Here is a 25743-nt window from a genome sequence, read left to right on the forward strand (position 1 = left end):
CCTTGCGGGTCAGCGTCGCCGGGGCGACAGATGCAGCGTCTGCGACGGGGTCACGATGCCGTCGACCGGCTGGTCGTGCACCTCGCGCGGCAGTTCGTCGAGTACCTCGGAATCATAGATCACCGCGTACACCGGAGGGCATTTCTCCATGGAGCCGATGGTCTTGTCGAAGTAGCCGCGGCCCCAGCCCATCCGCATCCCCGAGCGGTCGACGGCGGCGGCGGGGACGATCATCAGGTCGACGTCGTTCACCGCGATCGGACCGAGCACCTCGCCGGTGGGCTCCGGCAGCCCGTACAGGCCCTCCGCGATCTCCTCGGTGTCGTCGGCGACGGCCCAGTCCAGCAGTCCGTCGGAGCGGGTGACCGGGAGGAGGACCCGGATCCCGCGGCGGACCGCGCGAGTCACGAACTCCCTGGTGCCCGGCTCCGTGGTGGTGGAGAGGAAACAGGAGACGGAGCGGGCCCCGAGCTCGTCGACGAGGGCATCGAGGCGTTCGCCGATCGCCTCGGCAGCGGCCTCGCGCTGCGGATCGGACAGCAGCTGACGCCGCTCGCGCAGCTCCGCGCGGAGGGCTCGCTTGGCGTGCTCGACGTCGTTAGCCATGGTCCGAGTCTAGGGCGGCCCCCACCGGTAGGCTGTGGGAATGGCTCACGAGAAGATCAAGGCTGTCATTCCCGCTGCCGGGCTGGGGACACGATTCCTGCCCGCGACGAAGGCGATGCCGAAGGAGATGCTCCCCGTCGTCGACAAGCCGGCGATCCAGTACGTCGTCGAGGAGGCGGCGAACGCCGGGATCGAGGACATCCTCGTGATCATCGGGCGCAACAAGAACGCCATCTCCAACCACTTCGACTCCGTGCCGGAACTCGAGGTGAAGCTCATGGAGAAGGGCGACACCGGTCGCCTGGAGCGCGTGATGAAGTCGAGCGACCTCGCCGACATCCACTTCGTCCGCCAGGGCGAGCCCAAGGGTCTCGGCCACGCCGTGCTCCGCGCTCGGACGCACGTCGGCGACAGCTCGTTCGCGGTGCTGCTCGGTGACGACCTCATCGACGAGCGCGACCCGCTGCTCACGGAGATGATCGCGGAGCACGGGCGCACGGGTGCCGCCGTCATCGCCCTCATGGAGGTCGACCCGGACAACATCCACATGTACGGCGCCGCCGCCGTCGAGGCGATCGAGGGCTCGGACGCCGTTCGTGTCACGGGCCTCGTCGAGAAGCCTGCCAAGGAGGACGCCCCCTCCAACCTCGCGATCATCGGTCGCTACGTGCTCCCGGCGTCGGTCTTCGAGATCCTCGAGCGCACCGAACCCGGAAAGGGCGGCGAGATCCAGCTCACCGACGCGCTCCAGGAGCTGGCGACGGCGGACGGCGGACCCGGCGTGGTCGGCGTCGTCTTCGGAGGCCGCCGCTACGACACCGGTGACCGCGTGGACTACATCAAGGCGATCGTGCAGCTCGCGGCCGACCGTGACGACCTGGGCTCCGAGCTCCGCCCCTGGCTCAAGGACTTCGCGGAGCGCCTCTAGGCGCCTCGCGGTCGTCGGAGGTGCGGCGTGGAGCTGTCGACGGGGATGCGGCACGGACCGGTCGAGCTGCGTCTCATCCGGACGAAGGACGCGCGGCCTCTGCAGCAGGAGCTGCTCGCCAATCGCGCGTGGCTGCAGCCGTGGGAGGCGACCATTCCGCACGGAGCGGTCTCCTTCGACATGCGGGTCAGCATCCGTCGCCTGCTCCAGCAGTATCGGGACGGCGGCGGCTACCCGTTCGTGATGGAGTACGACGGCGAGGTCGCCGGACAGCTGAACGTCTGGGGCGTCGCCCGGGGCTCGCTGTGCTCGGCGACGATCGGCTACTGGGTGAGTGAGCGGTTCGCGGGTCGGGGGATCACCCCGACCGCGGTCGCGCTCGCCACGGACGCCTGTTTCACGGAGTACGGGCTGCATCGGATGGAGATCTGCATCCGCCCCGAGAACGCCGCGAGTCTGCGGGTCGTGCAGAAGCTCGGCTTCCGATACGAGGGGCTGCGCCGCCGGTACATCCACATCGACGGGGACTGGCGTGATCACTACGCCTTCGCCCTCACGCAGGAGGAGGTTCCGCAGGGTGTCCTCGCCCGGTGGATCCACGGACAGGTGCCGCCGCAGGCGGCGACGATCCCGCCGGCGGACCGTCTCACCCTCTGACGCCCCCGTCGCGGGAGGACTCGCCGCGACACGCGCCCCGACTGCACGGCGCGGCCGGTCCGCCGCCGTTACCGTTGACCTATGGACGGGCCGGTGCTGAGTGGGGGAGTGATCGTGCTCGTCGCCGTGCTCCTGTGGATGCTGTATCTCCTGCCCTCCTGGCGTGGCCGCTTCCAGTACAACGCGGCTGAGCGCAACGCCGTGCGGCTGAATCAGGCGCTGCGGATCCTCGCCGAGACGAGTGAGACTCCCGGCGAGGTGCACATGGAACTCAACGCCCGCACCGTCGTCGCGCAGCAGAAGCTCGCGAAGCGGTTGCAGGCCGAGCGGGAGGCCGCAGAGCTCGAAGCGCTCCGCCAGGAGCTCGCTGCGACCCGCGCCGATCCCGTGATCCGTCAGGCCCGCGCCCGCCGCCGCGTGCGTCTGGCGGCGACCGGCGCGCTCGTGCTCGGACTCGTCGCCGTCGGTCTCGGCGTCTGGCAGCTCCTCGCCACCGGGGGCGCCGTGCTCCTCTGGAGCGGTGGAGCCACGGCGCTCGTGGCGACCATGGTCCTGCAGCGGATGGCGTCGGTCGCGCTGCGCGCCGCCCGTCGTCCGCAGGCCGCGGCGGTCGAGACCGTCGAGAGGAGAGAGGCCCCGGTCCTGCACGACCAGGGCCCCGCCACCTGGACTCCGCGTCCGCTTCCGGAGCCGATGGTGTCGGTCACAGGATCCCGCGCACAGGCGGCTCGCGCCGAGATCGATGCGCAGGAGGAGCGCCGCAAGGCCGCCCGAGTGGCCGCGCTCCGTGCCCGTGCCGAGGAGATGGCGCCGCCGACGCCGGTCACCCTCCTGGCGGCATCGACGGAATCGCCGTACGCACGTATGGGATTCGTCGACGACGCCGAGATCGAGGAGCACGTGCGCCGGCTTCTGCAGCGCCGGGCCGCCGGTTGACGGCTGCGGGGAGCGCGGGTCTCCACCGCTGATACCGGATGCGGGAGAGTGTCGCTCCTCGCGTCAGCGCCGCTCGGGGCCGTAAAGTCGTGGGATGGGAACCATGCAGTACGGCTCCGGCAGCGAGATCCAGATCGAGGACCGCGCCCTGGCCCATCTGAAGGTCGCGATCGCGACCAAACTCCGTCGGAACGAGAGCTTCACGCTGTCCTGGAAGCACCCCGACGGGGATGTGCCGGGGCGCTCGACGATCTGGCTGCATCCGTCGATCCCGCTGCGCTTCACCTTCGGCGAGCCGGAGACGCCGGAGCTGAACGTGAAGTGGGTCCAGGCCCTCATGGTCGAGGCGAGCTCGTCGGGGGGCATCAGCCTCGTGGACGAGGTCATCGACGGCCCGGCCGACTGAGCGCCTCCGCTACTCGGCGGGGTACGCCTGTGCGGCGAGCTGCTGCGCGAGGTGCGCCGCGTTCCGGGCTGCCGTCGTGATCGCGGAGCTCACGGCCTCCGGAGTCTCGTCGAGGTCCTTGTAGTCCACGGTCTGCATGGCCTCGCCGTTCCAGTACACCGAGGTCTGCGCGGGGATCGTGTACCCGATGTCGTTCAGCGCCTGGAAGAGGATCGCGGAGATGTGGTGAGCGCCGTCCTCGTTCCCGAGCACGCCGGCGATGGCGACCTTGTCGAACAGGATCGGGCGGCCCTGCTCGTCCGTCTCGCTGAGCTCGGCGTCGAGGCGCTCCAGCACGCGCTGGGCGACGCTCGAGTGCTGTCCCATCCACGTGGGCGTGACGAACACGAGGATGTCGGCGTCGAGGACGCGCTGTCGCAGGGTCGGCCACTGGTCGCCGTCACCCATGTCCTTCTCGACGCCGGGTCGGATGTCGACATCGACCGCTCGGACGAGGTCGCCCGTCACGCCGTGCTCGGCGAGGGCATCGAGGAGCTGACGCGCGAGCAGATCCGAGCTCGACGACGCGGGGGAGGGCTTGAGCGTGCAGGAGATCGCGACGGCGGTGAGTGGAGTGTTCATGCTCCGACCCCACCAGGGATCCGGGCGGCGGCACAGGGCCTTTCCGGGTCCGGGCTATCCTGGTAGAGCACCGACGACAGGAGATCCCGTGATCCTCAGCTTCCTCTTCTTCATGATCATGTTCCTCGGAGGCTTCTGGCTGCTGGGGATCGCGCACGAGATGCCGGACACGCTCGCCGCGCTCACCTTCGTCGGCGGCATCCTGCTCGTCTCGCTGGCCCTCGGGTTCGCGATGCGTCAGCGCGGTTCCGCCACGCGTCGCTCCAAGAACTGGACCGGCAGCCCGACCGAGTGATCGCCGCGGGGCTGCGCCCCGCGCTCACCGTCGCCGGGCGAGCCTCGCTTCGAGGTTCGCCCGCACCGCCGGCCACTCCGGCTCGATGATGGAGTACTCCACGCTGTCCCGGAGCGCGCCGTTGCGGTAGCGGCTCATGGCCCGCATCACGCCGTCCTGCTTCGCGCCCAGTCGCTCGATCGCGGCGCGCGACTGGAAGTTCACCCACTGGGTCGTCAGCCCGACCCGGAAGACCCCGAGCGTCTCGAAGGCGTGGCGGAGGAGCAGCAGCTTCGATTCCGCGTTGGTACCCGTGCCGTGGGCGGACGGGCGGTTCCAGGTGTATCCGATGTGCAGCCGGGGGACGTCGGCGACGATGTCGTAGTACGAGGTCAGCCCCAGCACGCGACCGGCGGCGTCGAAGGCCGTGAACGGCACCATCTCGCCGGTGGCGACGAGGCCCAGGCGCCGGTCGACCTCGGCGGCGACTCCATCGGGTGCAGGAACAGAGGTGTACCAGGCCGTCTTCCACAGGTCGCCCTCGGTGACCGCTTCGACGAGCCCGTCGACGTGCGACCGGTCGAGAGGGCGGAGCTCGACGAGCTCACCGGTGAGAGTGACGGGGGCGGGGGCGACGTGGAAGGCCATGAGGTCATTCAACCAGCGTCGGGCGCTGCGCCCGGCCCTCAGGCGGGGACGGCCAGGTGCTCCCGGCTCAGCACGCGCTGGAACGCGAGGACGATCTCGATCGTCACGTCCAGCTCGAAGGCGAGGCTGGCCAGATGTGTGCCGCGCAGCTGCTCCGCCGCCGCGTAGGCCGCCGGCGTGATCAGGCGTCGCGCGGCCCACTCGTCGGCCTGCCGCTCCTGCCGAGCGCGAAAGGCGGGGTGCCGTGTGGGCAGGTGGCCGAGGTGGGCGTGACCGAGTTCGTGGGCGAGCACGCTGCGGGCGGTGCGCCTGCTCATCCCCGGAGCGAGCCGGATCGTCCGGGTGGCGGGTTGGAAGCCGCCGGGTGTGGGCCCGGGGCGCTCGACCACGCGAAGCCCGAGGTCGTCGGCCAGACGGAGGAGCTGCTGCATGGGCCTCCGTCCGGTCGGTGTCGTCTACTCGTAGAGGTCGTCGGTGTCCGTCTCGCCGGTGGATCCGGATTCGAAGGCGACCTCGCGGGCATTATCGCGTGGGGTGGCGACATCGGTGCGGCGCCGGAGGGGAGTGACGATCGCCGACGTGCCGTCGGCGGCCAGACGCTCCTCGGCCCGGGCGACGAGGATGTGCGGCTCGACTCCCAGCGTGGCGCACACCGCATAGACGACGGGCACCGGGATCGCGCGCTTGCCGGTCACGTAGTTGTCCAGCGCGCTCCGGGCGATGCCCACGTCGCGTGCCATGGCGGCGATGCTGCTTCGTGCCGCCGCGATCTCCGCCCGCATCTGACGGCCGACCGCCTCGTTGAACTCCTCGGCTGGTGTCTTCATCCGGCTCACCTTAGCAGCGGGCCGAGAGCAGGATGCCGTCATATTGGTCTCTCGTGACCCGACGAGTGTCCGTGCGTGGCGGTACCGTAGGCGCATGGGGACAGAACTGCGTCATCTGGTGGCATCGGCGGTGGAGGCTGCGCGCCTGCACGCCGGAGTGTCGTTCATCGAGCTCTCGGAGCGGGCCGGAATCGCGCCGGCCGCGCTGACCGACCTTCTCGAAGAGCGCGCGGACTTCACGATGGAGGATCTGGCGGGGATCGCGACGGTCCTCGGCGTCCCCGTCACGCGGCTGCTTCCCTGCGCGCCGTAGACGATGCCCGCTCGCGCCTCGGACCGGGCGATGCGATGAAGTAGCGTGGGCTCATGAAGACCGTTTCCTTCGGATCGACGACCGCTCCGGCCCTGATCGCCGGGATGATGCGCATCGACAGCCTCGACGACGAGCAGATCCGCGACCTGTACGCGACCGCCCGCGACGCGGGCATCGACTTCTTCGACCACGCGGACATCTACGGCGGGCAGATGCACCGCTGCGAAGCGCGATTCGCCGATGCCCTCCAGCTCAGCGCCGCGGAGCGGGACGAGGTCGTGCTGCAGACCAAGTGCGGCATCGTGCCGGCGCAGGGCATGTTCGACTTCTCCTACGACCACATCATCGCGCAGGTCGAGGGCTCGCTCGCGGCCCTCCGCACGGACCGCATCGACGTGCTCCTGCTGCACCGGCCGGACGCCCTGGTCGAGCCGGACGAGGTGGCGCGCGCCTTCGATCATCTCGAGTCCTCGGGCAAGGTGCGGGCGTTCGGGGTGTCCAACCACACGCCCTCGCAGATCGAGCTGCTGAAGACCGCGGTGGGGCAGCCCCTGGTCGCGAACCAGCTGCAGCTGTCCCTCACACACGCGCCGATCATCGCGCAGCCCGTGGCCGCGAACATGGCGGGCCACGACCAGAGCATCGGACGGGACGGCGGCGGCATCGTCGACTACTGCCGGATCCACGGCATCACCGTGCAGGCGTGGTCGCCGTACCAGAGCGGCTTCGGTGGCGGGGTCTTCCTCGGGCACCCGGACTACCCCGAGCTCAACGCCGTGATCGAGCGCCTGGCGGGGGTCCACGGAGTGACGCCGACGGCGATCGCCACCGCTTGGATCACCCGTCACCCCGCCGGGATGCAGGTGGTGCTCGGGACGACGACACCGCACCGGGTCCAGGAGGCCGCGGCCGGGGCGGATGTCGCGCTCACCCGGGCCGAGTGGTACGAGCTCTTCCGCGCCGCGGGACACCTGCTGCCGTGATCCCTCCGCTCCGGCCCGCGCGTCGTCTACCCTGATCCCATGCCGTTCCTGTTCTCGCTCCTGGTCATCGCGCTGATGATCGGTGCACTGATCGACATCATCACGCGCGACGACTCGCAGGTGAAGTATCTGCCGAAGATGGTCTGGATCATCATCGTGATCCTCCTGCCGTTGATCGGCAGCGCGCTGTGGTTCGCGATCGGCCGGGAGTACGGGGAGGCCGGTGTCCCCCTCCCGCGGATGCGGCGAGCCGAGCGCCCTGCGGCCCCGACGACCACCGTCGCACGGCCTGCGCCGTCGGTGGACACCCGTTCGACCGAGCAGCAGATCGCGGACCTCGACCGCGAGATCGAGGAGTGGCGGCTGCGCGAGGAGATCGAGAAGCGCCGTCGCGAACGCGGAGACGACGCCCTCCCGCAGTCCTAGCGATCGACCGCTCCGGGCTGTCAGGATGCCGTCATGAGCATCCTCGTGAACGTCGACAACTTCGCCCTCGCCGAGACACACCGCATGATGCGCGACCTCCAGAAGGAGGCCGGGGGTGTGGCTCGGTTCCTGCACAACAGGGCTCCGGCCGCGATCGACCGGCAGACCGTGATCCGGCTGAACCGGGACACGCTCTACAGCTTCGCCGTCCTGGACATCAGCGAGGGAGCCGCCTTCGCGATCCCGGAGCACGGCGACCGCTACCTCTCGGCGATGGTCGTCAACGAGCACCACTACGTGGATGCGATCTTCCACGAGGCGGGCGAGCACACTCTCACCAAGGCGCAGTTCGGGACGCCGTACGTCGTGCTCGCCGTGCGCATCCTCGTCGACCCCACCGATCCGACGGATGTGGCGGCGGTGACCGCTCTCCAGGACCGCATCGCCCTGCGCAGCGGGGCGGCCACGCCCTTCACGATGCCGGACTACGACACCGCCAGCCTCGACGAGACCCGCCGGGCGCTGCTCGCGTTGGCCCGGAACCTCCGGGGCTTCGACCGCATGTTCGGCAGCGAGGACGAGGTCGACCCGGTGCGGCACCTCATCGGCACGGCGGCGGGCTGGGGAGGGCTTCCCTCGTCCGAGGCGAGCTACATCGGCGTCGACCCGCGTCTGCCGGTGGGGCGGTACGAGCTCACGGTCGGCGACGTTCCCGTCGACGGCTTCTGGTCGATCTCGGTGTACAACGCGGACGGCTTCTTCGAGCCGAACGATCGCGACGCCTACACGATCAACGACATCACCGGCGTCCGCAACGACGACGGCACGCTCACCGTCCGCTTCGGCGACCACCCGGAAGGCCTGCCGAACGTCCTGCCGATCACGGAGGGCTGGAACTACCTGGTCCGGCTCTATCGCCCCCGTCCCGAGGTGCTCGACGGCAGCTGGACGTTCCCGACGCTCCAGGAATCGGCTTGACGGCCTCTTCACGCGGTCGGGATCAGGCCGCGCGCGGTCCGGAGCTCACGTCGGCGACGGCGAACGAGGCGCGGACGGCCTCTTCCAGGTCGGGGTAGCGGAAGGTGAAGCCGGCGGCGGTGAGCTTCTCGGGCAGGACCCAGCGGCTCTTCAACACGAGCTCGGTCTCGGTGCGGATGCCGATCGCGCCGAGCTCGAGCATCCAGCGCGGCATCGGCGGGCCGACCTTCGCCCCCAGCACCCGGCGCACGGTGGCCATGAAGGCGGCGTTGTCGACGGGGTGCGGCGAAGCGGCGTTGACCGGGCCCTCCAGCGCCGGGGTCTCCTCGAGGAACTCGATGATGCGCGCCACATCCTCGATGTGGATCCAGCTGAAGCGCTGCCGACCGCGACGGGCGCCGGGGAGGTGTGCGGTCCCGGCGGCCCGGCGCGCGGGCCCGACCGGCCAGAACCCGTCGTACTGCGGGCCGCCGAGGCCCCGTCGGGCGAGCGTGCGGAGCGGTTCCAGCACGCCGCCGTCGCCGAGGACGATGGCGCTGCGGAGAGCCACGCGACGGGTGCCGGGCAGGGCGTCGGCGAAGAGCGCGCGCTCCCACGCCTTGGCGACCTCGACCGAGAAGCCGGTGCCGATCTCGCCGGATGACTCCGTCATCGGCCGGTCTTCGGCATGTCGGTAGATGGTGGCCGTGGAGGAGTTGACCCACAGCGGCGGCGGAGTGGCGGCGCGGGAGATCGCGCGGCTCAGGGCTGCGGTCGTGTCCAGTCGGGAGCGGAAGATCTCGGCCCGGTTGCGCGGCGTGTACCGGCAGTTCACGCTCTTGCCCGCGAGGCCGATCACGAGGGACGACCCATCGACGGCGGCATCGATGCCGTCCTGGTCGCCCCAGGACAGGTCGCTGCCGGAGCGGGAGATCGTGACGACCTCGCGCCCGGCATCCCGCAGGCGTGCAGCGAGATACCGTCCCATGAAGCCCGTCGCTCCGCCGATGACCACCCGGTCCGTGCTCATGCGTCGTCGTCCTTCCGATCCGGTTCCAGGATGTAGCTGAAGTCGCCGCGGTATTCGTAGAGGCGCCCGAGGAGCGGCGCATCCACGGTCAGCCGCACGCGCTGCCGCTCGGCCTCCTCGTCCCAGCGCTCGACGAGCCGGACGACAGGGGCCACGACCCGCGGGATGCGGAGCCGGAAGCGCCCGACGCGGATGCCCACCGCGCGACTCGTCAGGTGCAGGGCGCCGGCACGGGGCTCCACGTCGAAGCAGGCCACGACCAGGCCGGGCTCGCCGAGCTCGTCGACGATGCGGCCGTGCCTGGTCGGGGCCACGGCATCGCGCATCACCCACGGCCCGCCCGCGAATCGGAAGGTGCGCTCGGCGATTGCCCGGGAGGCGATGGTGCGGTTCTCGATGCGGAACGGCACGTCGCGCTCCCAGCGGGCGGCGATCACCCCGCGCCGTTCGAGGCGGCGGAGCAGGGGCCAGAGGGCCCGGCGGGGCGTGCCGACGCGCTGGAACGTCCCTTCGCCGACGCCGACCATCCCGTCGGGGACCGCCTGGAAGTAGGCCCGCAGCCGGGGGTGCAGCGCGGTGAGACGCGCGCCGAGAGCCCTCGCGTACGGGGACTGCGGCACGGGCGTCACGCTTCGAGCCTAGCCCGCGGAGGACCCCTCCCGGCCCGCGTCGTCGGTCGGGCGGAGCAAGCGGTCGAGGAGGGCGAGGGCCTCATGCTGCGGAGCGGTGTCGTCCAGGAGCCACTGCGTCTGCAGGCCGTCCGAAGCGGCGACGACGAGGGCGGCGACCGCGAGCGGATCGACGTCCGTACGGATGCTTCCGTCCTTCTGCTGCTCCCGGACCGTCTCGGCGATGTCGGCCCGCAGACGGGCGAAGCGCTCGGTCGCGAACCTGCGGGCGGCGGGGTGGCCCTCCTCGAGAGCGCTGGCGACGAGCGTGGAGTAGAGCTGCACCAGACCGGGCACCTCGCGGTTGGCCCTGGCCGACCGGATCATGCCCTCGACGGGGTTCGCGGGTTCCGGGTCGGTCTTCCGTTCCGGCGCGTTGCTCTCGACGTAGACCGCGACGAGCAGCTCCTCCAGCGACCCGAAGTAGTGGGTGAGGGCGGCATGCGTCACCCCCACCGCCTTCGCGATCGCCCGCAGGCTCGTGCGGTCGGCGCCCCGGGCCGCGAACACCTCGATCGCGCGGTCCAGGATCTCCTGGCGCCGCGCGACGCCCTTGGCGTAGGCGCCGCGCGGGCGCGGGCGTTCGGAGTCCTCGGAGGGTGCGGGGGGCATGGCCCGAGTCTAGCGACAAAAAACTTCCATGTGGAGGTATTCGGTGCTAGCGTGCCTCCGGGGCGCGATGCCCGCCTGTCACCGACGACCGAGGAGCACGACCGATGACGATCCAGACCTCTCTCCAGCTGTTCACGATCCGCGAGCAGTTGGAGGCCGACCTCGAGGGCACGCTCGCCGCCGTCGCGGCGCGTGGATTCAGCGCGGTCGAGCCCTACGACTTCGTCCGCCGGGCGGAGGCGATGGCTGCCGCGGTGTCGGCCGCTGGACTGACGGCGCCGTCGGGGCATGCGTTCCTCGCGACCCCGACCTTCGTGCGCCCGGACGGTTCCGGTACCACGGCCCCCGTGCCTTCACCCGCGGAGGTCTTCGCGGCCGCGAAGGCGCTCGGCATGGACACGGTGATCGATCCGTACACCGAGCCCGCGCGCTGGGAACAGGTCGATCAGATCGTCGAGACCGCCCGGCTGCTCAACGAGGCGGCGGAGATCGGCGCCGAGGCCGGCGTCCGGGTCGGCTACCACAACCACGCGCATGAGCTGGAGGCGGTGTTCGACGGGGTGACCGGGCTGGAGGTCCTCGCGGAGCACCTCGATGAGCGCGTCGTGCTGGAGGTCGACCTGTACTGGGTGGCCCGCGGTGGTGTCGACCCGGTGACCCTCGTGGAGCGTCTCGGCGAGCGCGTGATCGCCGTGCACGCGAAGGACGGTACGCTCGACCCCGCGCTGCTGGACGCCTACCCGCCCGCGGATCAGGTGCCCGCGGGCGACGGGGCGGTGCCGCTCCGGGAGGCCATCGCCGCCGCGCCGGCGCTCGAACTCGCCATCGTCGAGTTCGACCACTACGACGGCGATCTGTTCGACGCCATCGAGCGCAGCCGGGTCTTCCTCGACGCCGAGGCGGCGCGCTGATGGTGCGCGGCGGCGACGTCGTCGGCGTCGGCCTCATCGGCGCGGGCAACATCAGCGACCAGTATCTGCAGAACCTCACGCGCTTCCCGGACGTGGAGGTGCGGGCGATCGGCGACCTCGTCGAGGAGCGTGCACGCGTGCAGGCCGCCGCGTACGGGGTGCCGCGAGCCGGTGGCGTCGAGCTGGTGCTCGATGATCCCGACATCGACATCGTCGTGAACCTCACGATCCCCGCCGCGCACGTCGCCGTCTCGGAGGCGATCGTCGCCGCGGGGAAGCACGTGTGGACGGAGAAGCCGCTCGGCGTGGACCGCGAGGAGGCGCGACGCCTGCTGGAGGCGGCCGCGGCGGCCGGACTCCGCGTCGGCGTCGCGCCAGACACCGTCCTCGGCCCCGGGGTGCAGACCGCGAAGCGCGCCATCGCCCGCGGCGACATCGGCCGCCCGCTGTTCGGCCAGACGACCTTCCAGTGGCAGGGGCCGGAGATCTTCCACCCGAACCCCGCGTTCCTCTACGCGAAGGGCGCGGGGCCGCTCCTCGACATGGGACCGTACTACGTCTCGACCCTGGTCCACGTCTTCGGGCCGGTCGCCGCGGTGGCCGCGCTCGGGCTGCAGGGGTCGCCGACGCGCCGGGTGCAGGTCGGCGACCGCGCCGGGGAGGAGTTCCCGGTCGAGATCCCGTCCACGCTCAGCGTCCTGATGGACTTCGAGGGCGGCGGTCAGGCGCAGAGCCTCTACAGCACGGACTCGCCGCTGGTGCGGCAGGGGATCGTGGAGATCACGGGGACCGAGGGCACCCTGGTCATCCCCGACCCGAACACGTTCGGCGGGCCGATCGCGATCACCCGGCCGCTGTCCCGACACTTCGTGCCGCCGGAGCCGGTGGTGCAGGAGGTCATCGACGTCGTGCCGGAGGGCGTACTCGCGGGGCGCGGGCTCGGGCTGCTCGACATGGCGCGCGCGATCGCGGAGGATCGACCGCACGTCGCCACCGGCGAGTTCGGGTACCACGTGCTCGACACCCTGCTCTCGATCGAGGAGGCTGCGGCGCGGCGCACCTTCGTGGAGGTGGCGAGCACGCTGGATCAGGTGGGCGCGCTGCCCGCCGACTTCGATCCCTTCGCGGCGACGTAGCGGTCGACGCTCGCGGGGGAGAGCACCTCGCGAGCGACCATGATCGCCGCCCCCAGCACCGCCGCGCGGTCACCTGCCTGCGACTGCACGATCGCGAGGTGCTGGGTGGCGAGCGGGATCGAGCGGCGGTAGACGACCTCGCGGACCCCGGCGAGCAGGTGCTCACCGGCGCGGGCGATGCTGCCGCCGAGCACGATGATCGACGGGTTGAACAGGTTCACGACGGTCGCGAGCACCTCGCCGACATCGCGTCCGGCCTGACGGGTGGCCTCGATGGCCGCGGCGTTGCCGGCGCGGACGAGGCCGACGACGTCGGAGGCAGTGTGCACGTCATGCCCCTCGGCGCGCAGCGCGACGGCGAGGGCCGACCCGCTCGCGAGGGCTTCGAGATCCCGTTCGTCGCCCGGCTGCCGTGCCGAGCCCGCGCTCATCGGCACCTGGACGTGGCCCATGTCGCCCGCCGACCCCTGGGCACCGCGCTGGAGCTGCCCGCCGGCGATGATCCCGGCGCCGATGCCGGTCGACACCTTCACGAACACGAGGTCGTCCACCCGGGGCCAGCTCGTGGCCTGCTCGCCGAGGGCGAGGATGTTCACGTCGTTGTCGACGAGGACCGGCACGTCGAACGTGCGCTGCACGTAGCCCGGGACGTCGAAGCGGTCCCAGCCCGGCATGATCGGCGGGTTCGTCGGGCGCCCCGTGGAGTGCTCGACGGGGCCGGGGACGCCGATGCCCACGCCCACGAGGGGGAGGCCGCCGGCGGTCGCCTCGAGCAGGGCGCTGCCCTCCGCGAGGATCGCGTCCAGCAGGGCCTCCGGCCCCTCGCCGATGTCGATCGCGCGCGTGCGTGCGTCCAGGATCACGCCGGCGAGGTCGGCCACGGCGACGGTCGCGTGGGTGGCTCCGAGGTCGACGGCCAGGACGAGCCCGGCGCGCGGGTTGAACGCCACGCGGGCGGGAGGACGACCTCCGGTCGACACCGCTTCACCGGCGGGGCGCAGGAGGTCGGCGGCCAGCAGAGCATCGACCCGGGAGGCGACGGTGGAGCGGGCCAGTCCGGTGAGGGCGGCGAGCTCCGCCTTGGTGCGGGCGTGCCCGTCGCGGAGGATCTGGAAGATCTCGCCGGTCCCGGGGGAGGGCGTCGCAAGCGGTCTCAGCACGTCAACCATGGCGTCAGTAAAGCACAGCACTTCCTCCGCTCCGTGGTGCGACTTCGAATTCGTTACACACAACTTTTGACGAAGGACTAGCAAAAGTCCTCATCGCTGTGTCAGACTCACCGGCATGACAACGGATGTCACTGACACCGGTCTCGGGACGATCCGGACCGGGATCCTCGGCGGAGGCTTCATGGCCCGCGTGCACCGCACGGCCGCCCGAGACGCAGGCGGGGCACTGCGCGCCGTCGCCACCCGGTCCGCCCAAGGCGCCAGGGATGCCGCGCACCTGCTCGGCGCCGCCCGCGCCGAGCACGACGCGGAGGCCCTGCTCGACGCCGACGACATCGACGTCGTCCACATCTGCACCCCCAACGCCACGCACGCCGACCTCGCCCTGCGTGCGCTGCGGGCGGGCAAGCACGTCGTGTGCGAGAAGCCCCTCGCCACGACCGCCGCCGACGCCGCCGCGCTCGCCGCGGAAGCCGCCGAGACCGGACTCGTCGCCGCCGTCCCCTTCGTGTACCGCTACCACCCCATGGTGCGCGAGGCCAGGGCGCGCATCGCCCGCGGCGAGGCCGGCGAGCTGCTCACGCTGGACTGCTCGTACCTGCAGGACTGGATGCTGCGGCCCACCGACGACGACTGGCGGGTGCGCTCCTCGTCCGGCGGCGCCTCCCGCGCCTTCGCCGACATCGGCTCGCATCTGTGCGACCTCCTCGAGTTCGTCACGGGCGATCGGATCCGGACCCTCAGCGCTCGCACCCGCCGGGTGTTCGCCGAGCGGGCGGGGCAAGCCGTCGACACGGAGGACATCGTCGCCGTGCTCGTCGAGACCTCGGCGGGGGCACTCGGCACGCTGCTCATCTCGCAGATGGCGGCGGGCCGCAAGAACGCCCTCACCCTGGAGCTGCACGGGACGCGGCAGAGTCTGCGGTTCGAGCAGGAACGGCCGGAGGAGCTCTGGGTCGGCATGCGGGAGGAGTCGCGGCTGCTGCTGCGCGACCCCGCCACGGCCGACCCGGAGTCCGCCCGGCTGCAGCGCGTCCCCGCCGGGCACGCCATGGGGTACCAGGACGCCTTCAACGGCTTCGTCGCGGACGTCTATGCCGCGATCGCGGGCGACGTGCCCGACGGTCTGCCGACGTTCGCCGACGGCCACCGTGCGGCGGTGCTGACCGAGGCCGTGCTCGATTCCGCCGCCCACGAGGGCCGCTGGACGGAGGTGCCGGCATGACCGCGACGACGACGCAGCCGGTGCTGCAGGTGGCCGGGATCCGCAAGGCGTTCTTCGGCGTGGAGGTGCTGAAGGGCATCGACTTCGACGTGCGACCGGGGGAGGTGCACGGCCTCGTCGGCGAGAACGGTGCAGGCAAGTCCACCCTCATGAAGATCATTGCCGGCGTGCAGCCGGCCGACGAGGGGACGATCGCCTACCGCGGCGCGGAGGTGCGCCACGCGCACCCCCGGCAGGCGATGGACGCCGGCATCGTCACGGTGTTCCAGGAGTTCACCCTGCTCCCGGAGCGCACGGTCGCGCAGAACGTCTACCTCGGCCGGGAGCCACGGCGCGCGGGACTCATCGACGTGCGGGCGATGAACGAGCGCACCGCGGAGCTGCTCAGCGACCTCGGAGTCTCCTTCATCGACCCGCAGGCCCGGGTGGGCTCGCTGACGGTGGCCGAGCAGCAGATCGTCGAGATCGTGAAGGCGCTGTCGTTCGATGCGCAGGTGATCTCGATGGACGAACCGACCGCGGCGCTCAGCGACCGCGAGGTGGAGCTGCTGTACGCGATCATCCGCCGGCTCACCTCCCGTGGTGTCGCCGTCATCTACGTCTCCCACCGGTTGAAGGAGATCTTCGACCTCTGCGACCGGATCACGATCCTCAAGGACGGCGCCCTCGTCTCCACGGACGAGACCGCGGCCCTGACCACCGACGAGCTCGTGCGCCGGATGGTGGGCCGGTCGATCCAGTCCTACTTCCCCGACCCGGTCGCCGGCACCGCGGTCGGCGCGCCCCGGCTCGAACTCGACCGCTGCGGGAACGCCTACGTGGACGGGGTGTCGCTGACGCTCCGCGCCGGGGAGATCGTCGGGGTGGCCGGGCTCCAGGGCTCCGGACGCACGGAGCTCGTGGAGGGGGTGTTCGGCATCCAGGCCTTCACCCGCGGCGCCGTGCGGATCGACGGGAAGCCGGTGCGGATCACCGGGCCGCGTGCGGCCGTGCGCGCCGGACTCGCCCTGGTCTCGGAGGACCGCAAGGCCCAGGGGCTCGCGCTGGGGCAGTCGATCCTCGACAACGCCCTGCTCGTGGTGCGGAACGTGTTCGCCGGACGCACCGCGGCGTCGCGCCGGGAGGTGCCGGGAGTGCTCCGCACGCTGGAGGTGTCCTCGCGCGGTCTCGACCAGGAGGTGCGCTTCCTGTCCGGCGGCAACCAGCAGAAGGTGGTGCTGGCCAAGTGGCTGCTCACCCAGCCGCAGATCGTGCTCTTCGACGAGCCGACACGGGGCATCGACGTGGGGGCGAAGTACGCCGTCTACCAACTCATGCGCGAGCTGGCGGCGCAGGGGAAGGCCGTGCTCATGGTCTCGAGCGAGCTGCCGGAGGTCATCGGCATGAGCGACCGCATCCTCGTCATGCACGACGGCGAACTCGTCGCCGAGCTGCCGGCCGGTGCGGCCGAGCACGAGATCCTCGCGGCGGCCACCGGCGCCGACAGCGGTCCGAGGGCGAAGGGAGGTGCGCGATGAGCCGCCGCCCCGGAGCCCGTCTCCGCATCGACTCGACCGCCATCGTGCTCGGCATCCTGCTGCTCGCCCTCGTCGTCGGCGCGATCCTCGTCGCCACGGTCGGTCGCAACTTCCTCAGCCCGGGGAACATCCGCGACATCCTGACCGGCATGAGCGTGCTCGGCCTCGTGGCCATCGGGCAGACGCTCGTGGTGCTCGGCGCCTCGCTCGACCTGTCGGTCACCTACGTCATCAGCCTGTCGAGCCTGCTCGCGGCGACGATGATGGCCGGGAACGCCGGCAACATCCCGCTCGCGGTGATCGTGACGCTCCTCGTGTGCGCGGGGATCGGGCTCGTGAACGGGCTCATCGTGACGGTACTCAAGGTCAACGGCTTCATCGCGACGCTCGGCGTCGGGCTCATCCTCCAGGGCATCCTCAACACGAACTTCGAAGGCTCGGCGGGCGAGGTCCCGTGGGCGTTCCAGCTCATCGGCGCGACCGGGGTCGGACCGATCCCGGTGTCCACGCTCATCATGATCGCGCTCGCCGTGCTGGTCTGGGTGCTGCTGAACCGCACCCGTACCGGTGCCCATCTCTACGCCGTCGGCGGGGACCCCGAGATCGCCCGGCTCAGCGGTGTGCGCACCCGCCTGCCGCTGATCTGGGCGCACGTGCTGTGCTCCGTGTTCGCGGGGCTCGCCGGACTCCTGCTCGCCAGCCGTCTCGGCGTGGGCAGCCCGACGGTCGGTCAGCAGGGCGGATACGCACTGCTCTCCATCGCCGCGGTCGTGCTGGGCGGCACCCTGCTCCTCGGCGGACGCGGCTCGATCTGGGGCACCATCGGCGGCGTCGCCATCCTCGCCGTCGTCGACAACGTCATGAGCGTGCTGCAGGTGAATCCCTTCCTCAAGGACGTGGTGCGCGGCATCGTCATCGTCGCCGCCGTCGCCGTCTACAGTCGGCGGGCCATCGTGCGGCGTCGTCCCCGCTTCGGTGCCGGCGGCACGCGCACCGGGGGAGACGACGCCGCGAAGGCGGCCGAAGCCGACATGGCGGTCGCGGCCGCCGAGCTCGCGGATCCGACCACCGAGGTCGCCGCCGTCGACAGCGCCGGGGATACCGCCTCCGTGCGGGAAGGAGGACGCTCATGAACGCGCTGCGCACGCTCGTCAGCCCCCGCGGGGCGGTCTTCCTGCTGCTCGTGATCCTGCTCGTCGCGGTCGCCGTGCTCAACCCGAGCTTCGCCGAGCCCGGGCAATTCATGCGGTACCTGCAGCGCGTCGCCCCCATCGCGATCGTCGCGATCGGGCAGTACTTCGTGATCATCGCGGGGGAGTTCGACCTCTCCCAGGGATCGCTCATCACGGCGCAGGTCATCATCGCCGGCAACCTCGTCGGCCAGGACGACGCCCGCACCCTCCCTGTCCTGCTGCTCATGATCGTGTTCGGCGTGGTCGTCGGGCTCGTGAACGGCGTCCTCACGACGCTGCTCAGGGTGCCGTCGTTCATCGTGACGCTGGGCATGATGCTCGCCCTGCTCGGCGGCGTGATGTGGTGGACGGGCGGCGCGGCCACGGGGAACCCGGCCGACAGCTTCCGGGAGATCGGCCGCGGCGGGATCCGCGACCTCCCCGTGCTGGAGTTCCTGCCCTGGGCCGTCCTCCTGCTCGCCGCCTGGCTCGCCCTCGGCATCGTCATCACCAAGCGCCCGCTGGGCAAGACCCTCATCGCGATCGGCGACAACGCCCGCGCGGTGGACTACGCCGGTGCCCGCCGGGCCTGGGTCACGACCCGCGCGTTCGTGCTGTCCTCCCTCTCGGCCACCCTCTCCGCCGTCCTGCTCGTCGGGTACGCGGGAGTGCACCCGTCCGTCGGCCGGGGCTACGAGTTCACCGCGATCACTGCGGTGGTGCTCGGCGGGGTCGTGCTGGGCGGAGGTCGAGGCTGGATCGTCGGCGCCGTGGCCGGAGCCTTCGCGCTGGAGGCCCTGTTCCTGCTCCTGAACATCGCGGGCGTCCCCTCCACCCTCCGTGACGCCGTGCAGGGCGTCATCATCATCGCGGCCGTCGCCTATGCGGGTGTCGCCTTCCGAGCCCGCCGCCGGCGCGGTCCCCAGCCGACGGACGTCCATACCGTGGGGACCGAGAACGCCGAGAACCGCAGCACCGCATCAAGCCCTACAACCAGAGGAGATTAGCAATGCGACGATCGATGAAGATCGCCACCGCAGGGGTGGCCCTCTTCGGCCTCATCGCGCTCGCCGGGTGCACGACCGACCCGTCCGTGGCGCCGGCGGAGTCGGAGAACCCCGAGGAGTCGGCCGAGACCACCGAGTGGTTCGACCAGGAGCTCTTCGACAAGCAGGACGAGGAGCGCGGCGTCGACCCCCAGGGCCCCGCCGACCAGCCCTACCTGCAGCACATCAACGCCGAGATGGTCGACACGTCGGAGTTCGCCAGCACCGGCGCCAAGAAGGCCTGCTTCGCGAACGCCTCGATCTCGAACCCGTGGCGGCAGACGGGCTGGATCACGATGAACGAGCAGCTGAAGGTGCTGCAGGAGTCGGGCGCGATCAGCGAGATGGAGACCCGCGACGCGCAGGACTCCGACGACACCCAGATCGCCGACATCGACTACTTCATCTCCGAAGGCGAGTGCGACGTCTTCCTCATCTCCCCGAACAGCACGGCGGCGATGACCCCCGCGGTCGAGCGGGCGTGCGAGACGGGCAAGCCGGTGGTCGTGTTCGACCGCGGCGTGAACACCGACTGCCCTGTCACGTTCATCCACCCGATCGGCGGCTTCGCCTGGGGCATCGACACCGCGGAGTTCCTCATCGACAACCTCGAAGAGGGCGACAAGGTCGTGGCTCTCCGGATCCTCCCCGGTGTCGACGTGCTGGAGCACCGCTGGGCCGGAGCCGAGAAGCTGTTCGAGGAGGCCGGGATCGAGGCCGTGGACCACTTCACCGGAGCGGACCCGGCCGAGATCAAGAGCATCATCAGCGACGAGCTCGCCAAGGGCGACGTGCAGGGCATCTGGATGGACGCCGGTGACGGCGCCGTCGCCGCCATCGAGGCCTTCGAGGATGCCGGGGCCGACTACCCGGTGATGACCGGCGAGGACGAGATGAGCTTCCTGCGCAAGTGGAAGGACACGGGCCTCACCGGCCTCGCCCCGGTGTACTCGAACTTCCAGTGGCGCACCCCTCTGCTCGCGGCGCAGATGATCTTCGCGGGCGAAGAGGTGCCGAAGGAGTGGGTGCTCCCGCAGAAGCCGATCACCGAGGCCGAGCTGGACGACTACCTCGCGGCGAACGAGGGGATGCCCGACGGCCACTACGCCAAGTTCGGCGGCGAGGACCTCCCCGGCTACCCGACGGTCTGGCAGGAGCGTCAGATCCCGTAACCCCGTGTGCTCCCGCCCTTCCGCTCGGCCCGCGCCGAGTGGGAGGGTGGGAGCACCCGTACGATCACAAGGACAACGATGCCCCGCACGATCGCCGTCAACACCTGGGTCTGGACGTCTCCGCTGACGGACGACACCCTGGAGCCGCTCGCCCGCACGGCGGCGCGGATGGGCTACGACGCCCTGGAGCTGCCGCTGGAGAGCGTCGGCGACTGGGATCCGCTCCGGGCCCGCACCGTGCTGGACGGCCTCGGCATGGGCGCGGTCGTGGTCGGCGCGATGGGTCCTGGTCGCTCGCTGCTCGCGCGCGCCGGAGACGTCGCCGCGACGCAGGACTACCTCCGTGCGTGCCTGGACGCCGCGGCCGTGCTCGGGGCCTCGATCGTCGCCGGACCCTTCTACGCCCCGACCGGCGTCACCTGGCGCATGGACGAGGCGGAACGGGCGAAGGTCGTCGGCGAGCTCCGGGAGAACCTCGCTCCGCTCGCCAGGGAGGCCGCGGCGATCGGCGTGACGCTGGCCGTCGAGCCGCTCAACCGCTACGAGACCAGCGTGCTGAACACTGTGGCGCAGAGCCTCGATGCGCTGGCGCCGCTGCTCGGTGCCGGGGTGGGGCTGGCCCTCGACACCTACCACCTCAACATCGAGGAGAAGCGTCCCGCCGACGCGGTCCGGGCGGCGGGCGCCACCATCGCGCACGTGCAGGTGTGCGGCAGCGACCGCGGTGCCGTGGGTGACGACCACACCGACTGGCCGGAGATGCTCCGCGCGCTCGACGACGCCGGCTACCGCGGCGTGCTGGGGCTGGAGAGCTTCACGGGCGAGAACGCGACGATCGCGGTCGCCGCCTCGGTGTGGAGACCGCTCGCCGCGAGCCAGGACGACCTCGCCGCCCGCAGCATCGCCCACCTGCGCGCCCTCGGCGCCTGAACCCCCCGCGATACGAGCACCCGCGATACGAAGGAGTATCCATGAGCAGTCACCCGGTCACCCTGTTCACCGGCCAGTGGGCCGACCTGCCGTTCGAGGAGGTGGCCCGCCTCGCCGCGGAGTGGGGATACGACGGGCTGGAGATCGCCGCGTCCGGCGACCACCTCGACCTCCGCCGGGCCGATGAGGACGATGCCTACGTCGCCTCCCGCCGCGAGATCCTCGACCGGCACGGACTGCGGGTGTTCGCGATCTCCAACCACCTCGCCGGGCAGGCGGTGTGCGACGACCCGATCGACTTCCGGCACCAGGGCATCCTGCGCCCGTACGTCTGGGGCGACGGCGCGGCCGAGGGTGTGCGGCAGCGGGCGGCGGAGGACATGACGCGTGCGGCCAGGGTGGCCAGGAAGCTCGGCGTCGACACCGTCGTCGGCTTCACCGGGTCGTCGATCTGGCCCTATGTCGCGATGTTCCCGCCGGTGCCGGAGACGGTGATCGCCCAGGGGTTCCAGGACTTCGTCGACCGATGGAATCCGATCCTCGACGTGTTCGACGGCGAGGGCGTGCGCTTCGCGCACGAGGTGCATCCCGGGGAGATCGCGTACGACTACTGGTCGAGCGTGCGCGCCCTCGACGCGATCGACCACCGCGACGCTTTCGGCTTCAACTGGGACCCCTCGCACATGATGTGGCAGAACATCGATCCCGTCGGCTTCATCGTCGATTTCGCCGACCGGATCTACCACGTCGACTGCAAGGACACCCGCCTGCGACCGAGGAACGGCCGTGCCGGGGTGCTCGGCTCGCATCTGCCGTGGGGCGACCCTCGGCGCGGCTGGGACTTCGTCTCCACCGGCCACGGCGACGTGCCCTGGGAGGACGCGTTCCGCGCGCTCGATGCGATCGGGTACGACGGCCCGATCTCGATCGAGTGGGAGGACGCCGGCATGGACCGCCTGCACGGCGCCCCCGAGGCGCTCGGTTTCGTGCGCTCCCTGCTGTGGCCGCAGCCCGCGGCCGCCTTCGACGCCGCGTTCCGCCACCAGTGACGGGACGGCAGGCGACCGGCCGTGCTCAGGGCTCCCGCAGGCGGACCAGGCGCTCGTGCCCGGTCTCCTCGAGCTCGGCGATGTCGTCGCGCGACTTGAGGAAGTCGGAGAAGGACCGGTAGCCGAGGGCCTTCTCGCTGAAGGACGGGTCCATGCGGCGCATGTGCGTCTTGACCGCGGAACTGTGCAACCACTCGTCGGCATCCGCCTTGTCGTGGCCGAGGCGCAGGGCGCGCTCCAGGAGCCGCGTGGCCTCGCCCTGGTCGTCGATCTTCTCCTCGACCTTGGGCTCCTCGGCAGTGGCCTTGGCCTTGGCTTTCGCCCGGGACTTCGACGCGGTCTTGGGCTTCGGGGTACCCGCGTCCGCGGCGGCCGGGGCGGACGGCTCCGCCGGGGCCTCGACCACCAGAGCGACCGCGGGCTGTGCCGCCTTCGCCGGACGCGCCACGCCCGGAAGCGAGTCGTACGACTCGAACTCGTCGCAGGCCGCGGCGAGCGACTTCGCCGTCGACCCGGCCACGCCCACCCCGATCACGTACCGGCCGAGGCGCTTGCAGCGCTGGGCGAGCGGCACGTAGTCGCTGTCGCCGGCCACGATGACCACATGGGTCAGGTCCGGAAGACGGAACATGTCCTCGACCGCATCGACCGCCAACCGGATGTCCGCGCCGTTCTTGGCGTACGCCGCGGCGGGGAAGAGCTGGACGAGATCCACCGCGCGGGCCACGAGCTGCGACCGGTACTCGGCGTTGACCGGCGACGACCAGTCCGCGTACGCCCTGGTCAGCACGAGGGTGCCGAAAGACGCCGCGTAGTCGATGATGGCGCCGACCTCGATCATCGCCCGGCTCAGCCGCTCGGCGACCTCGGGGTCGTTCGGGTGCTCCGTGATGCGCTGGCGGTCCTTGCCGTAGGAGTTCCGGCCGTGGACCCGGTCGTACCAGGAGATGACGATGTTGTCGAAGTCCAGGTACACCGCCACGCGGGCGTCGGTCGTCTCAGCCACGGTCGTCCTCCTCGCCGGGGTAGCGCACGCCGATCTGCGCGCGGATCTCGTCCAGGGCGCCCATGATGGCGACGCTCTCCGCGATGGGGAGGACGTCGCCCTCGAGGAGACCGTCGCGGACGAGGCGCTCGGCCGCGAACGCCTGGTACTGCATGCCGCGACCCTCGACGGACGAGACGTACTCCTCCTGCACCGTGCCGTCCGGCAGCACGAGACGGAACGAGGTGGGGGCGTACCAGACCCGGTCGATGTCGATGCGGGCTTCGGTGCCGACGATGCTCGCGGCGTTGGGGCCGGCGCCGCGCGAGGAGGAGAGCGTCGTGGAGATCGCCCCGCTCTCGTGGATCATGAGGGTGGCGACCTCGGAATCGGCTCCGGTCTCGACCAGACGCCCCACCGCGCGGATGGTGGTCGGTGCGCCGAGGACATCCCAGACGAAGGAGATCGGGTAGATCCCCAGGTCGAGCAGCGCCCCGCCGCCCAGTTCGAGGGCGTTGAGACGGTGGGCGGGGTCGGTGGGCAGCTGCTGCGTGTGGTCGGCGGTCACGGTGCGGATCTCACCCAGGGCGCCGTCGGCGAGGAGCTCGCGGATGCGGACCATGTGCGGCAGGTACCGGGTCCACATCGCCTCCATGACGAGCAGCCCACGCTCGGCGGCGAGCCGCTGGAGGTCCGCGGCCTGGGCGTGGTCGAGCGTGAACGCCTTCTCGACGAGGACGTGCTTCCCGTGCTCCAGGGCGAGCCGGGCGTTCTCGTGGTGCATCGGGTGCGGGGTGGAGACGTAGATGATGTCGACGTCGGGATCGGAGACCAGCGCCTCGTATGACGGATGCGCGTGCGCGATGTCGAAGCGCGCGGCGAAGGCATCGGCCGACTCCTGCGAGCGTGAGCCCACGGCGACGAGGTCGAGGCCGGCCGTGCGCAGATCGGATGCGAAGGCGCCGGCGATGCCGCCGGTCGCGAGGATTCCCCAACGAAGTCCAGTCATCCTCTCAGCGTAGAGGGTGGCGCGTGTGACCGTCTGTGACATCCGGTGACCTCCGGCTTCCTCCCCGTGGCCGGGATGGAGGCGGCGCTCCTACCGTGTCGGCATGACGGAACCCCTCGTGATCGGCGCCATGGTGCGCACCCTCGGTGCCTACCCCTCCGGCTGGCGGTATCCCGGAGCCCACCGCGACCCCGCGGAGGACGCGGACATCCTGCGCCGCATCGCGCGGGAGGGGGAGGACGCGGGTCTGGACTACCTCTTCTTCGGCGACTGGCTGGCGACCGGACCCGACCTGGAGTTCCGCGACCCCTACCTGCTCGCCCGCATCGACCCGCTGAGCGCGGTGCTGTTCCTCGCCGGGGTGACCTCGCGGATCGGTCTCATCGCGACGGTCAACACCACCTATGCCGATCCGTACGCCACGGCGCGGGCGCTGGCCTCCCTCGACGTCCTCACCCACGGCCGGGCGGGGATCAACCTCGTCACCGGCGCCGAGCCGCGTGCCGCGGGCAACCACGGCCGTGACGCCCACGCCGACACCGAGACCCGCTACGACCGGGCCGAGGAGTTCGTCGTCGCTCTGCGCCGGCTCTGGGACTCGTGGGACGAGGACGCCTGGATCGCGGACGCCGAGCGCGGCGTGCTCATCGACCCCGAGGGGCTGCGCGCGGCCGAGGTCGCGGGCGCACATGTGCGGGTCGCCGGTCCGCTCAATATCGCGCGTCCGCCGCAGGGGCGCATCCCGATCGTGCACGCGGGGACCTCGCCGCGGTCGCGGGCGCTCGCCGCGACCGCCGCCGATCTCGCGCTCATCGCCGCGCCCACCCTCGCCGATGCCGTGACCACGCGGCGGCTGCTGAAGGACATCGCCGCGGACGCGGGGCGCCCGGCGGAGGAGCTGAAGGTCATCGCCCCGGTGCTGCCCGTCGTCGCGGACTCGGACGCCGGGGCGCACCGGATCGTCCGGCGGCTGCTGGAGCTCGTGCCGCTCGCTGAGGGGGTGCAGCCCGATCGCGTCGCGTTCCCGCCGAACCGCACGGTGGATTCCCTCGCCGACGCACTGGAGGTGGCCGCCGACGACCCGCTGCGTGCCGCCGCCTTCGACGCCCCGGTGACGGCCGCCGAGGCGCTCCGGCTGGGGGAGCGGGGTGCCGCGCTCGTCGAGCGACTCGCGCGGATCGCCGGGCTCGCGGTCGGGGCGGAGGCGGCAGTGACCTGGCGGCATCTCGTCGCCGCGCACGCCGTCCCCGCGGCCTTCGTGGTCGGCGATGCCGGCACGATCGCCGACCACTTCGAGAGCTGGCGCGACGCGGGGGCCGCCGACGGCTTCAACGTCCTCTCGGCATTCCAACCCGCGCAGTTCGAGGCCTTCACCCGCCTCGCGGCCCCCGAGCTCCGCCGCCGTGGCCTGCTCCGCGCGGCGGAGGAGGCCGACCAGGACGGCCGGCGGGAGACGCTGCGCGACCGCCTCCGTGTGACGTCGCGTGTCGGCGCGTGACCACGGGTGTCGTCTCGCGACACCCGGAGTCC

The 25743-nt window shown here is 71.3% G+C and carries 30 protein-coding genes; 19 read left to right on the forward strand and 11 right to left on the reverse strand.

Annotated features, from left to right (window positions below; all coding sequences use genetic code 11):
* Positions 1–9 precede the first annotated feature (9 nt).
* Positions 10–606 (reverse strand): 5-formyltetrahydrofolate cyclo-ligase, encoded by a 597-nt coding sequence (locus AB0P08_RS12140; protein WP_187662044.1) that lies wholly within the window; start codon positions 604–606, stop codon positions 10–12.
* A 40-nt stretch (positions 607–646) separates the two neighbouring features.
* Here AB0P08_RS12140 and galU point away from each other — a divergent pair, with 40 nt between their 5' ends.
* From galU to AB0P08_RS12160, 4 genes are all read left to right on the forward strand, one after another.
* Entirely contained in the window at positions 647–1534 is an 888-nt protein-coding gene (galU, locus tag AB0P08_RS12145) for a UTP--glucose-1-phosphate uridylyltransferase GalU (protein WP_363590016.1), read from the forward strand.
* 45 nt (positions 1535–1579) lie between these two features.
* The gene (locus tag AB0P08_RS12150; RefSeq protein ID WP_187664199.1) at positions 1580–2191 is read left to right on the forward strand and encodes a GNAT family N-acetyltransferase; all 612 of its coding nucleotides are present in this window, start codon (positions 1580–1582) and stop codon (positions 2189–2191) included.
* A gap of 81 nt (positions 2192–2272) precedes the next feature.
* The gene (locus AB0P08_RS12155; protein WP_363590017.1) at positions 2273–3127 is read left to right on the forward strand and encodes a hypothetical protein; all 855 of its coding nucleotides are present in this window, start codon (positions 2273–2275) and stop codon (positions 3125–3127) included.
* Positions 3128–3221: 94 nt separating this feature from the next.
* A complete protein-coding gene (locus AB0P08_RS12160; protein WP_187662041.1) occupies positions 3222–3533 on the forward strand; it encodes a DUF7882 family protein in 312 nt (103 codons plus the stop codon).
* Between the two features lie 9 nt (positions 3534–3542).
* On the opposite strand, the gene AB0P08_RS12165 is transcribed toward AB0P08_RS12160, so the two are convergent.
* Positions 3543–4154, reverse strand: a complete 612-nt coding sequence (locus AB0P08_RS12165; protein ID WP_363590018.1) for a flavodoxin family protein — start codon at positions 4152–4154, stop codon at positions 3543–3545.
* Positions 4155–4242: 88 nt separating this feature from the next.
* Here AB0P08_RS12165 and AB0P08_RS12170 point away from each other — a divergent pair, with 88 nt between their 5' ends.
* Entirely contained in the window at positions 4243–4449 is a 207-nt protein-coding gene (locus AB0P08_RS12170; protein ID WP_025105563.1) for a hypothetical protein, read from the forward strand.
* A 24-nt stretch (positions 4450–4473) separates the two neighbouring features.
* Here the strand turns inward: AB0P08_RS12170 and AB0P08_RS12175 are convergent, their stop codons facing one another.
* The 3 genes from AB0P08_RS12175 to AB0P08_RS12185 are packed head-to-tail and all read right to left on the reverse strand — an operon-like array spanning position 4474 to position 5903.
* Positions 4474–5076, reverse strand: a complete 603-nt coding sequence (locus tag AB0P08_RS12175) for a GNAT family N-acetyltransferase (protein ID WP_187662039.1) — start codon at positions 5074–5076, stop codon at positions 4474–4476.
* Positions 5077–5114: 38 nt separating this feature from the next.
* The gene (locus AB0P08_RS12180) at positions 5115–5507 is read right to left on the reverse strand and encodes an ImmA/IrrE family metallo-endopeptidase (protein WP_363447137.1); all 393 of its coding nucleotides are present in this window, start codon (positions 5505–5507) and stop codon (positions 5115–5117) included.
* A gap of 24 nt (positions 5508–5531) precedes the next feature.
* Positions 5532–5903 (reverse strand): helix-turn-helix domain-containing protein, encoded by a 372-nt coding sequence (locus AB0P08_RS12185; RefSeq protein WP_232089061.1) that lies wholly within the window; start codon positions 5901–5903, stop codon positions 5532–5534.
* Positions 5904–5997: 94 nt separating this feature from the next.
* Between AB0P08_RS12185 and AB0P08_RS12190 the strand changes: the two genes are divergently transcribed.
* The 4 genes from AB0P08_RS12190 to AB0P08_RS12205 are packed head-to-tail and all read left to right on the forward strand — an operon-like array spanning position 5998 to position 8603.
* On the forward strand, positions 5998–6216 hold the full coding sequence (locus AB0P08_RS12190) for a helix-turn-helix domain-containing protein (protein WP_232089060.1): 219 nt from the start codon (positions 5998–6000) through the stop codon (positions 6214–6216).
* Positions 6217–6269: 53 nt separating this feature from the next.
* Positions 6270–7199: an aldo/keto reductase gene (locus AB0P08_RS12195; RefSeq protein WP_363590019.1), complete on the forward strand. Its 930-nt coding sequence runs from the start codon at positions 6270–6272 to the stop codon at positions 7197–7199.
* Between the two features lie 39 nt (positions 7200–7238).
* Positions 7239–7625: a PLDc N-terminal domain-containing protein gene (locus tag AB0P08_RS12200; RefSeq protein WP_363590020.1), complete on the forward strand. Its 387-nt coding sequence runs from the start codon at positions 7239–7241 to the stop codon at positions 7623–7625.
* A 33-nt stretch (positions 7626–7658) separates the two neighbouring features.
* A complete protein-coding gene (locus AB0P08_RS12205; protein WP_363590021.1) occupies positions 7659–8603 on the forward strand; it encodes a DUF1214 domain-containing protein in 945 nt (314 codons plus the stop codon).
* A 22-nt stretch (positions 8604–8625) separates the two neighbouring features.
* Here the strand turns inward: AB0P08_RS12205 and AB0P08_RS12210 are convergent, their stop codons facing one another.
* The 3 genes from AB0P08_RS12210 to AB0P08_RS12220 are packed head-to-tail and all read right to left on the reverse strand — an operon-like array spanning position 8626 to position 10892.
* Positions 8626–9612, reverse strand: coding sequence for an epimerase (locus AB0P08_RS12210; protein ID WP_363590022.1), 987 nt, complete (start codon positions 9610–9612; stop codon positions 8626–8628).
* Positions 9609–10241 carry a DUF4166 domain-containing protein gene (locus AB0P08_RS12215; protein WP_363590023.1) on the reverse strand — a complete coding sequence of 211 codons (633 nt, stop codon included), beginning with the start codon at positions 10239–10241 and terminating at the stop codon, positions 9609–9611. Before AB0P08_RS12215 ends, AB0P08_RS12210 begins: the two co-directional genes overlap by 4 nt.
* 9 nt (positions 10242–10250) lie before the next feature.
* A complete protein-coding gene (locus AB0P08_RS12220) occupies positions 10251–10892 on the reverse strand; it encodes a TetR/AcrR family transcriptional regulator (protein WP_259951456.1) in 642 nt (213 codons plus the stop codon).
* 104 nt (positions 10893–10996) lie between these two features.
* Between AB0P08_RS12220 and AB0P08_RS12225 the strand changes: the two genes are divergently transcribed.
* The gene (locus AB0P08_RS12225; RefSeq protein WP_315637908.1) at positions 10997–11803 is read left to right on the forward strand and encodes a sugar phosphate isomerase/epimerase family protein; all 807 of its coding nucleotides are present in this window, start codon (positions 10997–10999) and stop codon (positions 11801–11803) included.
* Complete coding sequence (locus AB0P08_RS12230) at positions 11803–12939, forward strand: Gfo/Idh/MocA family protein (protein ID WP_363590024.1); 1137 nt, start codon at positions 11803–11805, stop codon at positions 12937–12939. Before AB0P08_RS12225 ends, AB0P08_RS12230 begins: the two co-directional genes overlap by 1 nt.
* Here the strand turns inward: AB0P08_RS12230 and AB0P08_RS12235 are convergent.
* Positions 12891–14108, reverse strand: a complete 1218-nt coding sequence (locus AB0P08_RS12235) for an ROK family transcriptional regulator (RefSeq protein ID WP_363590025.1) — start codon at positions 14106–14108, stop codon at positions 12891–12893. The genes AB0P08_RS12230 and AB0P08_RS12235 overlap by 49 nt on opposite strands.
* A 115-nt stretch (positions 14109–14223) precedes the next feature.
* Between AB0P08_RS12235 and AB0P08_RS12240 the strand changes: the two genes are divergently transcribed.
* The 7 genes from AB0P08_RS12240 to AB0P08_RS12270 all read left to right on the forward strand — a co-directional run bounded on the left by AB0P08_RS12240 (position 14224) and on the right by AB0P08_RS12270 (position 22219).
* Positions 14224–15333, forward strand: coding sequence for a Gfo/Idh/MocA family protein (locus AB0P08_RS12240; RefSeq protein WP_363590026.1), 1110 nt, complete (start codon positions 14224–14226; stop codon positions 15331–15333).
* Positions 15330–16850 (forward strand): sugar ABC transporter ATP-binding protein, encoded by a 1521-nt coding sequence (locus AB0P08_RS12245; protein ID WP_363590027.1) that lies wholly within the window; start codon positions 15330–15332, stop codon positions 16848–16850. Before AB0P08_RS12240 ends, AB0P08_RS12245 begins: the two co-directional genes overlap by 4 nt.
* The gene (locus AB0P08_RS12250; protein WP_363590028.1) at positions 16847–17983 is read left to right on the forward strand and encodes an ABC transporter permease; all 1137 of its coding nucleotides are present in this window, start codon (positions 16847–16849) and stop codon (positions 17981–17983) included. The genes AB0P08_RS12245 and AB0P08_RS12250 overlap by 4 nt, the downstream gene beginning before the upstream one ends.
* Positions 17980–19029: an ABC transporter permease gene (locus AB0P08_RS12255; RefSeq protein WP_363590029.1), complete on the forward strand. Its 1050-nt coding sequence runs from the start codon at positions 17980–17982 to the stop codon at positions 19027–19029. Before AB0P08_RS12250 ends, AB0P08_RS12255 begins: the two co-directional genes overlap by 4 nt.
* A 14-nt stretch (positions 19030–19043) precedes the next feature.
* Positions 19044–20240, forward strand: a complete 1197-nt coding sequence (locus tag AB0P08_RS12260) for a substrate-binding domain-containing protein (protein WP_522727309.1) — start codon at positions 19044–19046, stop codon at positions 20238–20240.
* A 78-nt stretch (positions 20241–20318) separates the two neighbouring features.
* A complete protein-coding gene (locus AB0P08_RS12265) occupies positions 20319–21170 on the forward strand; it encodes a sugar phosphate isomerase/epimerase family protein (RefSeq protein WP_363590031.1) in 852 nt (283 codons plus the stop codon).
* A gap of 41 nt (positions 21171–21211) precedes the next feature.
* Positions 21212–22219 carry a sugar phosphate isomerase/epimerase family protein gene (locus tag AB0P08_RS12270; RefSeq protein WP_363590032.1) on the forward strand — a complete coding sequence of 336 codons (1008 nt, stop codon included), beginning with the start codon at positions 21212–21214 and terminating at the stop codon, positions 22217–22219.
* Positions 22220–22244: 25 nt separating this feature from the next.
* Here AB0P08_RS12270 and AB0P08_RS12275 read toward each other — a convergent pair whose 3' ends face one another.
* On the reverse strand, positions 22245–23225 hold the full coding sequence (locus AB0P08_RS12275; RefSeq protein ID WP_363590033.1) for an NYN domain-containing protein: 981 nt from the start codon (positions 23223–23225) through the stop codon (positions 22245–22247).
* Entirely contained in the window at positions 23218–24213 is a 996-nt protein-coding gene (locus AB0P08_RS12280; RefSeq protein ID WP_363590034.1) for a Gfo/Idh/MocA family protein, read from the reverse strand. The genes AB0P08_RS12275 and AB0P08_RS12280 overlap by 8 nt, the downstream gene beginning before the upstream one ends.
* 103 nt (positions 24214–24316) lie before the next feature.
* Here AB0P08_RS12280 and AB0P08_RS12285 point away from each other — a divergent pair, with 103 nt between their 5' ends.
* Complete coding sequence (locus AB0P08_RS12285) at positions 24317–25711, forward strand: NtaA/DmoA family FMN-dependent monooxygenase (RefSeq protein WP_363590035.1); 1395 nt, start codon at positions 24317–24319, stop codon at positions 25709–25711.
* Positions 25712–25743 lie beyond the last annotated feature (32 nt).

The organism is Microbacterium meiriae, from assembly GCF_040686935.1.
GTDB lineage: Bacteria > Actinomycetota > Actinomycetes > Actinomycetales > Microbacteriaceae > Microbacterium > Microbacterium meiriae.